The sequence below is a fragment of the Sodalinema sp. genome, from assembly GCF_046483825.1.
Taxonomy (GTDB): Bacteria; Cyanobacteriota; Cyanobacteriia; order Cyanobacteriales; family Geitlerinemataceae; genus Sodalinema.
Genome location: NZ_JAWOCL010000184.1, coordinates 1 through 10,975 on the forward strand (window position 1 = coordinate 1; position 10,975 = coordinate 10,975).

At 50.8% G+C, this 10,975-nt stretch carries 11 protein-coding genes; 6 read left to right on the top strand and 5 right to left on the bottom strand.

What is annotated here, in order from left to right; translation table 11 throughout:
- Window positions 1-19: 19 nt before the first annotated feature.
- Window positions 20-1,081, bottom strand: a complete 1,062-nt coding sequence (locus tag R6U67_RS11985) for a glycosyltransferase family 4 protein (protein ID WP_410252771.1) — start codon at window positions 1,079-1,081, stop codon at window positions 20-22.
- A gap of 223 nt (window positions 1,082-1,304) precedes the next feature.
- Window positions 1,305-2,588, bottom strand: a complete 1,284-nt coding sequence (gene glyA, locus R6U67_RS11990; protein ID WP_410252765.1) for a serine hydroxymethyltransferase — start codon at window positions 2,586-2,588, stop codon at window positions 1,305-1,307.
- Window positions 2,589-2,859: 271 nt separating this feature from the next.
- Between glyA and R6U67_RS11995 the strand changes: the two genes are divergently transcribed.
- Complete coding sequence (locus R6U67_RS11995) at window positions 2,860-3,063, top strand: hypothetical protein (RefSeq protein WP_068790980.1); 204 nt, start codon at window positions 2,860-2,862, stop codon at window positions 3,061-3,063.
- 76 nt (window positions 3,064-3,139) lie between these two features.
- Here the strand turns inward: R6U67_RS11995 and R6U67_RS12000 are convergent, their stop codons facing one another.
- Window positions 3,140-4,132: a cupin-like domain-containing protein gene (locus tag R6U67_RS12000; RefSeq protein ID WP_410252766.1), complete on the bottom strand. Its 993-nt coding sequence runs from the start codon at window positions 4,130-4,132 to the stop codon at window positions 3,140-3,142.
- A gap of 478 nt (window positions 4,133-4,610) precedes the next feature.
- Here R6U67_RS12000 and R6U67_RS12005 point away from each other — a divergent pair, with 478 nt between their 5' ends.
- The gene (locus R6U67_RS12005; RefSeq protein WP_410252767.1) at window positions 4,611-5,276 is read left to right on the top strand and encodes a DUF4157 domain-containing protein; all 666 of its coding nucleotides are present in this window, start codon (window positions 4,611-4,613) and stop codon (window positions 5,274-5,276) included.
- A gap of 44 nt (window positions 5,277-5,320) precedes the next feature.
- Here the strand turns inward: R6U67_RS12005 and hisA are convergent, their stop codons facing one another.
- The gene (hisA, locus tag R6U67_RS12010) at window positions 5,321-6,094 is read right to left on the bottom strand and encodes a 1-(5-phosphoribosyl)-5-[(5-phosphoribosylamino)methylideneamino]imidazole-4-carboxamide isomerase (RefSeq protein WP_410252768.1); all 774 of its coding nucleotides are present in this window, start codon (window positions 6,092-6,094) and stop codon (window positions 5,321-5,323) included.
- 304 nt (window positions 6,095-6,398) lie between these two features.
- On the opposite strand from hisA, the gene R6U67_RS12015 reads away from it, so the two are divergent.
- The 3 genes from R6U67_RS12015 (at window position 6,399) to R6U67_RS12025 (ending at window position 9,285) form a co-directional block, all read left to right on the top strand.
- The gene (locus tag R6U67_RS12015) at window positions 6,399-7,265 is read left to right on the top strand and encodes a response regulator (protein ID WP_087708712.1); all 867 of its coding nucleotides are present in this window, start codon (window positions 6,399-6,401) and stop codon (window positions 7,263-7,265) included.
- Window positions 7,266-7,279: 14 nt separating this feature from the next.
- Window positions 7,280-7,981, top strand: a complete 702-nt coding sequence (ubiE, locus tag R6U67_RS12020; protein ID WP_410252769.1) for a bifunctional demethylmenaquinone methyltransferase/2-methoxy-6-polyprenyl-1,4-benzoquinol methylase UbiE — start codon at window positions 7,280-7,282, stop codon at window positions 7,979-7,981.
- Window positions 7,982-8,055: 74 nt separating this feature from the next.
- Window positions 8,056-9,285: a DUF445 domain-containing protein gene (locus tag R6U67_RS12025; protein WP_410252770.1), complete on the top strand. Its 1,230-nt coding sequence runs from the start codon at window positions 8,056-8,058 to the stop codon at window positions 9,283-9,285.
- Between the two features lie 146 nt (window positions 9,286-9,431).
- Here R6U67_RS12025 and smpB read toward each other — a convergent pair whose 3' ends face one another.
- A complete protein-coding gene (smpB, locus tag R6U67_RS12030) occupies window positions 9,432-9,902 on the bottom strand; it encodes an SsrA-binding protein SmpB (protein WP_068790645.1) in 471 nt (156 codons plus the stop codon).
- 387 nt (window positions 9,903-10,289) lie between these two features.
- Between smpB and petJ the strand changes: the two genes are divergently transcribed.
- Window positions 10,290-10,622, top strand: a complete 333-nt coding sequence (gene petJ / locus R6U67_RS12035) for a cytochrome c6 PetJ (RefSeq protein ID WP_410252772.1) — start codon at window positions 10,290-10,292, stop codon at window positions 10,620-10,622.
- Window positions 10,623-10,975: the final 353 nt, after the last annotated feature.

Sequence of the window (10,975 nt, forward strand, 5' to 3'; positions counted from 1 at the left end):
TCGGGATCCCGAGGGAATCTTAACGGGCGTACTTCCAGGCTTTCCAAGCCGTGTAACCCAATAACGAGGTGGCTGCCAACGCATAGGCTTGGCCGCTGGGAAGTCCGGCAAAAGCTAGGGCTAAGCCGCCCACCCAAAGGGTGAGGGCGTAGATAAATAGAACCGTGAAGCGATGCGACAATCCAGCATTCAGCAATCGATGGTGTAAATGTCGCTTGTCAGCCGCAAAGGGAGAAATTCCATTGCGGAGGCGATCGAGAATCACCGCTGACATATCAAAAATGGGAACCGCCAGAATAATATACGGTAGTAAAACAGCAGTCAGGGCCGTACTTTTAACCAAACCGATCGCCCCAACCCCGGCTAAGGTAAATCCAAGATAATAAGACCCACCATCCCCCATAAAAATCTGGGCTGGGTTAAAGTTATACCGCAGAAAGCCTAAAGCCCCTCCCGCCAACGCCGCTGCAATCAGGGCCGCTGCGGGCTGTTCCATAAATAAACTCACCACCAACAACACCACCGCCGCAATTCCCGAAACTCCCGCCGCCAATCCATCGAGGCCATCAATCCAGTTGATCGCATTGGCCATCCCCACTAACCAAATCACCGTAACGGGCAAACTCACCAATCCCGGCAACTCCACTAAGCCGACAAAGGGAATCGAGAGAAAATCAATACTTACACCACATAAGGACCAAGCGACACTGGCGACTAGAATTTGTAACAGCAGACGGGTAATGGCCGATAAGTTAAATAAATCGTCGGCAAAGCCAATCAGGAAAAAGAGTAAGCCGCCGATAGTGACGCCCCAAATTTCGTATTCTGTAGCGGGATCGAGATAGTTGCCTTGGGTATCGATAAAGCCGCCGAGTTTCCACACCAGAAGCAAGGCAATGAGGCTACCGAGAAAAATCGAAACGCCCCCCAAGCGAACCATGGGGCGATCGTGGACTTTGCGATCGTTGGGCAGATCAACTCGTCCACTCCGCAAGCCGAGTTCCTTCACCCAGGGCGTGGTGATGAGAACGACGGCAGCGGAAATCACGAACGCAAAAAGATGATACAGATGTTGTGGCATCTGGACTTGAAGCCAAAGGGTGGGGTCAGGGGTGGAGCAATGGGGCTTAGTGTACCGCGATCGCGTCAACTTCTGCCACGGAGGATTGCCCACCAAGCCAGAAAAAGTCCCCAAAGCCAAGGCAGTCACATACTACAGCAATTCCCAAACCCACGCTTAACCCCATAAAAAAAGGACAGCCCAGGAGGACTGCCCAGAAACTCTGTTATCGCGGATACTTAATCTACGCCATAGCCGCCACCGGAATCCGTAAATGTGGATACAGCGGGAACGACTCACAGAGGGTAGCGACCCGTTGACGACATTGGCTGGCGATCGCCTCATCGTCCGGATTGAGGAGGCGATCGGCGATAATATTACCAATTTCCTTAAATTCCTCAACACCCATGCCGCGAGTCGTCATGGCCGGAGATCCTAACCGCAAGCCACTGGTGACAAAGGGAGATTCGGGATCAAAGGGAACCGTGTTTTTGTTGGCGGTGATGTTCACCTCACTGACGAGGGCATCGGCCCGTTTTCCGGTCATTTTCACCGATCGCAAATCCACCAGCATCAGATGGTTATCGGTTCCATCTGAGACGATTTTCAGTCCTCGGTCTTGCAATTGTCCGGCCATGGCTTGGGCGTTGGCAATCACCTGACCTGAATAGGTTTTAAAGTCAGGTTTGAGGGCCTCGCCAAAGGCCACGGCTTTCGCGGCGATGACATGTTCAAGGGGACCGCCTTGGCTACCGGGGAAGACGGCTTTATCGAATTTTTTGCCCAAATCTGGGTCTTGGGTCAGAATCAGACCGCCGCGAGGACCACGTAGGGTTTTGTGGGTGGTGGTGGTGACGACGTGACAATGGGGGAGAGGGTTGGGGTGATGACCACTGGCGACGAGGCCGGCAATGTGGGCGATATCGGCCATGAGATAGGCCCCAACTTCGTCGGCGATGGCCCGGAATTTGTCGAAATGGATGGTCCGGGGATAGGCGGAGTAGCCGCAGATGAGGAGTTTGGGCCGGTGTTTGAGGGCCAGTTGGCGAATTTCTTCGTAGTCGAGTTGTTCGTTGGCTTGGCTGACGCCGTAATGTTGGACGTTAAACCATTTCCCCGAGACGTTCACCGGAGACCCGTGGGTGAGGTGACCCCCGTGGGAGAGATCCATGCCCATAATGGTGTCTCCTGGCTTCAGCAAGGCTAGGAAAACGGCAAAGTTGGCTTGAGCGCCGGAATGGGGCTGAACGTTGGCGTGAGCGGCGCCAAATAGCTCTTTGGCGCGGTCGATGGCCAGTTGTTCGGCGCGATCGATATATTCGCACCCGCCGTAGTACCGTTTTTTCGGCAGTCCTTCGGCGTATTTGTTGGTTAGAACGGATCCCTGGGCCGCGAGAACGGCGGCGGAGGTGAAGTTCTCGCTGGCAATGAGTTCGAGGTGATCTCGCTGCCGTTGCAGTTCTTGGTCGAGAATTTCAGCCAGCATGGGATCGCTGGCGGCTAGGAGTTCGAAGTTAGTCTGAGTCATGATGTGAGTTGAATGGTCTCGATGAGTCTGTGGGGGAGACTGTTACTGTTACGGTTGTGATCGATTTATCTCGGGGTTATCTTGGGGCTGAGGCTAGAGTTTAAGACGTGAACTCCTGATTGTAGCGTTTTTGGGACGGCAGGTGAAGGGCTGATTGGGGTCTCGGCGGCGGGCGATCGCCGACCCCTAACCCACCACTGACCCATCACCCAATAGACGGCGTACAATGGAGTTAGGTCAGCGTAAATCCAGTTTCGGAGGTCTTAGAATCATGGTTGTGATTTTAACGGACAATTCCCTTATCCCCACGTGCCAAGTTTGTCAAGGCTGTGTGTTGGCTGACCACAACGGACAACCCCGTTGGCGTGGGGGAAAACTCGATTGTGGACGGGTGATGAGTCACTGTAGCGATCGCACGGGTCATCATTATCAATGTGTGATGGGGTTTCATGTGGCCCGAATTGATCTCGATTAGCTGGCTGATTCGGGAGTTAAAACGCTGGTTTTAATAAAACCCTCTTAAAATCCTCTAAAACGCTCTTGAAGCGCTATTAAAACATACGTAATACTTTCTCCAATTCCTCTTTGCGATTGGACTTCAGCAGGGCTTGCAGAAATTTCAAGCTCATGAACGGCATCGACAACAAAAAGGCAAAATAGGTTCGCCAGGAACTCCATTGCGAAAACAATCGCCGTCGAGGAGTGACGGACCAAAAGCGATTAGCAGAGCAAACAAATCCCTCTCCTAATGCCGAAACCTCATGCCACCAACCTACCGGTAAATACAGCACATCACCGGGATTTAAGACCACTTCATAGCGGTGTTTAAAGGCTTCTTTTAAACCCGGAAAGGTCTCGAAATCGGGGTTGTCGGGATACACTTGGCTAAACCAAGACCGTAACTTTAAGCCATGATGCAGATGACCAATGAGGGGAAAGGGATAGAGGTTTGACAGTTGAGATGGGGGAAACAAAACCACTCGTTTCTGTCCCGCCAGTTGGATGAGGGTTCCGTCGAAGGTGTCGTAATGTAAGCTTTCGGTATGACCACCGGCCCCCGCCCAAAGATTGAAGTCTGTCATTCCTTTGAGAAGGTTGAATTTTTGCCCCAATTCTTGCAAACTAGGGGACGCAGATAGGGGTGTTTCAACCAGAGGACATTTAGCTAAGTAAATGTCTTCTTGATGAGCTTGCCCCGATCGCACTAAATCAGCATACTCAGAAAATGATAGAGATTTAGCGCTAATACCACTTCCAATGGTCTTCCATTGTCGTTTATCTAGGGTTTTGCGTTCAGAACCATAGAAGCGACAAAGAAATTTATGTTGACCAATTTTCGATTCAAGATAGTCTAAATTCCACTCAGGTTCTGAGACCCCTTGACGTAGAACAACGGGAATTCCGGGTCTTTGATGCTGTTCAATAAACTCCGCTGTAACCCAAGTCTCGGGATATCGCTCTTGGATCGGCAAAAATGGAATGTTAGAACCCTTAGTATCAGTATCCGTAGAATTTGGGACTGACATCGAGTTGGTTTGGGTCATGATTGATGGAATTAGCTAGGTTACGATTCAAAAATGAACAAGAGTGCAAGGTAAATTGTAATACAAGGTTGATTCTTGGGGGAAATCGCGATCGCCGTCGGTCACGTTATCAGTCCCGTTAGATGTGATCTAGAATACAGGAACATCTTAACAATTCGATACGCTAAAGTCTTTTGGAACGTTTTGTCAACGGCGATCGTCGTAGGATAGGGAAGGGCGACACGACCTAGAGACAGAGTTTATTGCTTATCATAAGCAAAGGTAACGATTTAGCTGATGACCCAACTTCGTTCCGATAAAGAGTTGGGATCAGTTCTTCGGGCCTGTTTCCCGACGATGTTTGTCTGTATTATCAAGATTTGAGACTGTAATGCGATCGCCTCAGTTGAACCCGCATCCCCTTGAGAACCATCTCTCGTCTATAAAACGAGACGTGCGACCTCGTTCTCAACGCAGATCAAAACGCCGAGACTATCGCATGGCGGTCTATTTACTCAGTTTTTGGGGATCTCTAGCCATCACCCTCACCGGCTGGTCAATCTCTGAACTAACAGTCATCTCCTGCACCTCGCAGCATACCCCCCTAGGACAACTCTGCCACGGCAATGTCCCCGAGAGTTTACCGCAACCGGCGTTGACTCGTCTCGGTGCGGTCTCCTACCGGGCGATCGCGCAAATCATGCGACACCGATACCCCCAGGGGTCTACCCTCACCCCATCCCAAAAACGCTATCTGCGCCCATTTTTTGGAGATTTGGTCGATCGCGTCGAAGTCATCTACGAGGTCGAACTCATCGATCACTGGGTGGGTGCGAACTTGCGACTCGATCTCGGATCATCGAACGCGCAAGTCTATGGAAACCGAATTTACGTCAATGACACCTATGATCCCGAAGATCCCGAACAGTTAGCACTCCTGGCTCATGAATTAGTCCATGTACGCCAGTCCGAAGAGTTGGGCGGACTCCACGCCTTTGGCCAGGAGTATTTTCGCGAATACAAACGGGCCGATCTCGTCTACAAAGATAATGTCTTTGAGCGCGAGGCCTTTGCGATCGAAGACAAGTTCCGTCAATGGTTACGACAAAACTTCCGCCACGGGACACTACGCCACCGCCAACCCCACCGCCAACCCCACCATTAACCGTCTTCTAGCGTCATCCCCCCAGAATGGTCGTTAAAGCGGCGTTAGGCGAACGTAGACGAGCCTAAATCCGGGGGGACATCTTGCCAACGTCCCTCGCCAACCGCGCGGATGGCTTCTTTCAGGGACACATCCCCCGTATAGAGAGCGCGTCCGACAATGGCCCCAGTCACGCCAACGGGTTCGAGGGAGAGTAACGCCAATAAATCGGAGACTGAACTCACCCCTCCTGAAGCAATCACTGGAGGAGTTATGGCTTCGGCCAACTCCCGCAAGGCCTCACGATTGGGACCGCTGAGGGTTCCATCACGATGAATATCGGTGTAGATAATCGCCGCAACGCCGAACTGGGCCATCTGTTGGGCTAAGTCCGTGGCTTTGACTTGGGAGGTTTCGAGCCACCCTCGGGTCGCTACCCAACCGTCTCGCGCGTCAATTCCCACGGCGATTTGTCCGGGAAACTCCTGACAGAGTTGTTCAACCAGTTGCGGCTGTTCCACCGCAGCGGTTCCCAGGATAGCTCGCTCGATGCCAGTATCTAAGACGCGGGCTACACTGTCGCGATCGCGCAGGCCGCCGCCGAGTTGCACTGGAATTGATAACTCACGGGCGATCGCCCCAATCACCTCGCTGTTGACCGGACGACCCCCCTTAGCCCCATCGAGATCCACTAAATGCAGGCGAGTGGCCCCCTGGTCACACCACTGTTGAGCCATGGCGACGGGGTCTTCGCTAAAGGTCTGAGACTGATCATAGTCTCCTTGATAGAGGCGCACACAGCGGCCCCCTAATAAATCAATGGCGGGAATAACATCCATAAGGTTTCCAAGTCAATAGGGTGAACGGTTAATCTAGGAGAGTCCATCATAAACTGCCCAAAGCCGGCACAAGAGCCGCTCGATCTAAAGATTTGCTCACGAAAGGGTTGGGATTTCGCGATCGCCCACCTGGCAAAGTATCATAGATCAGGTGCTTGACTCTCTGCAAAAAGCCGACAGGAGAGGGGTTGAGTTAGATCAGGGACAAACCGTCCAATTAGAGGTAGGTACAATCAATACCATGCCAGAACTTGATGATGTAAAGACGCGATTGAGGACTTCGATGCGACCTAAGAAACCTAAAATGCTGGTAGTTGACGACGAGCCAGATAATCTAGATTTGCTCTACCGCACGTTTCGCCGTGAGTTTCAGGTCTACAAAGCCGAAAGTGGCATTCAAGCCCTGGAGGTTCTGGAAAAACAAGGCGAAGTGGCGGTGATCGTCTCTGATCAACGGATGCCAGAAATGAAGGGAACTGAGTTTCTCAGCAAGACCGTCACTCAGTTTCCCAATACAGTCCGTATCATTTTGACCGGATTTACGGATATTGAGGACTTAGTTGAGGCGATCAACTCCGGACAGGTGTATAAGTACATCACGAAACCCTGGGACCCCAATGAGTTACGAGGGGTCGTGCAGCGGGCGGCGGATACCTACGAACTCCTGAAACAGAAAACCGAAGAACTCGAATGGTCTCAGGCCCAGATGGCGGTTCTATCGACGTTGATGGAGGTGGCCCAAACCTCGACGGATTTGGGATCTTCGTTACAACCGATCGCAGACGCCTTAGGGGAGAATTTTGAGGCAGATACCTGTGTCTTACAACTGATGGATGGAGAGACTCTCGCCGGTGAGCCGGTCTGCTATGGTCAGGGGGAGAAAATTGAGCTTCAGGATGACCCGTTGGCTCAGGAGGCGATCGCCAGTCAATCGGTGCAAGGAGTCGCCAATATTGGGTCCGACGCGGAGTTAGGTCAACTCGACAGTTATCAAACCAGCGGCGTGAAAGCCCATTTAGTGTTACCCGTGGTCTTCCGCGAACAGTTGTTGGCCTTGGCCTCGCTTCAGTGGAAAAGCCCTAACGCCATTCAAGAGAATGAGGTGGAGTGGATACACCGCTGTACCCAACAGATGGCCTTGGCCCTGGCCTGTAGTAAGTTGGCCGCTTAATCCCTCGAATGACTATGCAACCGGACGCATCAGCGATTCAACACCTTTTCGATCGCATCGCCCCCCTCTATGATCGCCTTAATGACCGCCTCAGTTTTGGCACTCACCGCATCTGGAAGCAGATGGCGATCGCCTGGTCTGAGGCCCAACCGGGCGACAGGGTTTTAGATGTCTGCTGTGGGAGTGGCGATCTGGCCTTGCTGCTCGCCGAAGTGGTCGGTTCAACGGGAACTGTTGTGGGTGCTGATTTTTCCTCAGCCCAGTTAGAGGTGGCCCGTCGTCGCAGTTACCAGCAACTGCGAGAGGTGGAGTGGGTGCCGGCCGATGCGTTGGATTTACCTTTCCCAGACAACCACTTCGACGCCGCGACGATGGGCTATGGCCTACGGAATCTAACGGATATTCCCCAAGGATTACGACAACTCTATCGCGTCCTCAAACCGGGGGCTAAGGTGGCAATTTTGGATATGCACCGTCCTCAATCGGCGCCCATGCAAGCCTTTCAACAATGGTATCTCGATACGCTCGTGGTTCCGACGGCACAACGGTTTCAGCTTAAGGATGAATATGCGTATATTGCCCCAAGTCTTGATCGCTTTCCGAGCGGTTCGGTTCAAGTTCAACTGGCGGAGTCGGTCGGTTTCGCACAAGTCGTCCATTATCCACTCATGGGTGGCATGATGGGGGTTCTCGTCGCCCGTAAACCCCACGTCTAATCGCCCGATTTTGTTTCTGAGTCTCGCTCGTTGAGTCTCTCTTGCTGAGTTCCTATTCCCGGTTTTCTACTCCCTTGCTACTCCCAGACATCTGGTTTTTGATTATTCCCCCCATTGCTGGCGGAGTTATTGGTTATTTCACCAATGATCTCGCCATTAAAATGCTGTTTCGTCCTTATCGGGCCTATCACATTGGCCGGTATCGGCTTCCCTTTACTCCCGGCTTGATTCCCCGGAATCAAGAACGACTGGCGAAACGGGTGTCAGATACGATTATGGGGTCATTGCTGACACCAAGTGAACTGCAAAAATTGGCTCGCCGTCTGTTGGCGATCGAGCGCATTCAGGGTGCAATTCTCTGGCTGTTGCGTATGGCCCAAGGTAGTTTAAAGGCTGACCCTAATGATAAAAGTAATAAAATTATTGCTGGAATTTTGCGAGATTTGGCGGGGCGATCGCTCCCCCGTATCCTCAAAGTTCTCGCCCGACGGGAAGACTTCCTAGACCATCAACTCAATAAAATTTTTGATGATGTTCTCCTAGAATTTCAACTCACTGAACGACAAGCCTCTCAACTCTCGGATTGGTTGATGAGAATTGCCTTGTCCCCCAACGCCGTTCGCCTCGCCCTCATCGATTTTTTAACCGATCGCAATATCTTAATTATTGATGAAAGTTTCCGAGAAAAAAGCAGTGGAACCTACTGGCTAGTTGCCAACTTTTTAGGATTACGAAATGCACTGATTCGCCTGAGAAACTTTTGCTTAGATGACAAGGAACAAGCGAATGAACGGTTAGCCGAAGTCATTGACTCTCTTTCCCTACAATCTCGCCTCAAAGAATTTTTGCAAAATCTGTCTCTACAAAACTTGCCGGTTTCCACCGTTCGGCAACTCCGCAAAACCCTCAAAGACAGTGTCCGAAAATACGTTAAAACTGAAGGGAAACCCCTGTTTGAGAGCCTCAGCAACTCGGTTGATTTTGAAAATGTTGCCCAACTGGCGATCAGTCGCTTACAGTCCTCTGAAACCGTCAATTCATCCTTAGAGCCAATCAGCTACGAGTTAGCCTTGGTTTTAGATCGCTATTTGGAAGAAGATCTCGAAAAAATTGTCGCTCAAGCGATTCCCATTTTATCGATTGATCAGGTTATCGTAAATCGCGTCAAGGCAACCTCTCCTGAAAACTTAGAAACGGCTGTTGAAGGAATTGTCAAAAGTGAACTCCAAGCCATTGTTAATCTGGGGGGACTTTTAGGGATTTTTGTCGGGTTAGTCCAGTCTGGACTATTACTCTTACGTTAACCCCAATCCAGGCGAGTCCTCATCCGAAAAGCCGGAAGAGAGAGGGCGCGCCACTTGCGGTACGCGCCTACCCTTTTGCCTTTTACCTGTTCCCTGTTCCCTGTTCCCTGTTCCCTGTTCCCTGTCCCCTGTTCCCGTCTCTTCCCCTAATACGACTTCATCACCCGAGCAATTTCACGATCTTGTTGCTTGCGTTTGAGGCTTTCGCGCTTATCATGTAGTTTCTTCCCTTTCGCCAAACCAATACTCACCTTCACCCAACCATTTTTGAGATAGAGCTTTAAGGGAACCAGGGTTAATCCCTGTTGTTCAACCTTACCAATGAGTTTACGGATTTCATTGCGATGGAGTAGCAGCTTGCGGTTGCGTAGGGGGTCATGGTTAAAGTACTGACTGGCGATGTTGTAAGGGGAGATATGAACATTGTGCAGCCAGGCTTCATTGCCCCGAATCAGGGCATAGCCATCCCGGAGGTTAACACGGCCCTGACGGATGGATTTGACCTCGGTTCCTTGTAACTCAAGGCCAGCTTCATAGGTTTCTAGGATGCTATAGCGATAGCGTGCTTGTCGGTTATCGGCGATTACTTTGTAACCGGAACTGGTATCTTTTGCCATTCGTTTGTTTAACTCGATTATTGAACTCAATCGTCCCACTGAGGACGATCTTAACCGTGCTAGGTTAGATTTTGCGAATTTCCGCTCCCTTTCTGGGTCACCTTCAGGACTCACCCTCGAATCATCACGGCAATCATCGATTACAAAAGTTTACAACTGGGGGTTATCAGAAGTTCAACTGTGCTGAGACTCCATGATAAACTCAATGATAGTCTCGGACACTAACGAAGGCGCTGTAGACCGTCTGTTTGTGGTATAGAAAAGCTATGACGGGCTGTCTTTTGACAAATTGACTCGTTTCCGTTAAGACGGATCGAATCATAGATATCCCTCGTTAGATGTCGTCGTTACTGTTGTTAGAGAACTTTCATGAAAGGAGAACACATTTTGAAAAAGCTGATTTCTACGGCCTTAGTTTTTGCGGCATTGGCTCTATTCAGCTGGGGTGGTTCAGCTTACGCGGGTGAGATTGAACATGGAGCTCAGATTTTTAGTGCTAATTGTGCTGCCTGTCATGCCGGTGGCGGAAATGTTGTGAATGCCGCCAAAACGCTCCGTAAGGATGCGTTGGAAAAATATGACATGGATTCGATTGATGCCATTGTTTACCAGGTGACCCATGGTAAGAATGCGATGCCATCCTTCAGAGGACGTTTAAACAGCGAGGATCTAGAAGATGTCGCCGCTTATGTATTATACCAAGCCGAAAGCGGCTGGTAGAGCTTGATTTTATGAATTTGCCGCGTGGTTAAGCTGAACGGTTGATGTCATCTTAACCATGCGGTTTGTCGTTAGGGAATCTCCCGCCACTAGCCACCTCGGGAAAATGCACCCATGACTAAGGCGGACAAGAGTAAGCCGGGGGAGAGCAGGAGGGCGAGCATCAATAGTTCATGGCTGGTCATGTGAACATCTCCTCGAATAGATAGGATTTCGGACAGATTGGGGGTTTCCTGAAGTTCCATTGTAGGGGACTCGGTTGGGATAAGACCGTCTTACACCGTTCTTTAGCTTGACTTTAGATTTTTGTCTTGAGGGGAGAGGCTGGAGGTTCGTATGGCGGCGACGAGCTG

Coding starts and splice junctions, on each gene's coding strand:
- ubiE (WP_410252769.1), top strand. CDS start 7,280: ATGCAACCGGACGCATCAGCGATTCAACACCTTTTCGATCGCATCGCC.
- R6U67_RS11985 (WP_410252771.1), bottom strand. CDS start 1,081: ATGCCACAACATCTGTATCATCTTTTTGCGTTCGTGATTTCCGCTGCC.
- hisA (WP_410252768.1), bottom strand. CDS start 6,094: ATGGATGTTATTCCCGCCATTGATTTATTAGGGGGCCGCTGTGTGCGC.
- R6U67_RS12000 (WP_410252766.1), bottom strand. CDS start 4,132: ATGACCCAAACCAACTCGATGTCAGTCCCAAATTCTACGGATACTGAT.
- smpB (WP_068790645.1), bottom strand. CDS start 9,902: ATGGCAAAAGATACCAGTTCCGGTTACAAAGTAATCGCCGATAACCGA.
- glyA (WP_410252765.1), bottom strand. CDS start 2,588: ATGACTCAGACTAACTTCGAACTCCTAGCCGCCAGCGATCCCATGCTG.
- R6U67_RS11995 (WP_068790980.1), top strand. CDS start 2,860: ATGGTTGTGATTTTAACGGACAATTCCCTTATCCCCACGTGCCAAGTT.
- R6U67_RS12015 (WP_087708712.1), top strand. CDS start 6,399: ATGCTGGTAGTTGACGACGAGCCAGATAATCTAGATTTGCTCTACCGC.
- R6U67_RS12005 (WP_410252767.1), top strand. CDS start 4,611: ATGGCGGTCTATTTACTCAGTTTTTGGGGATCTCTAGCCATCACCCTC.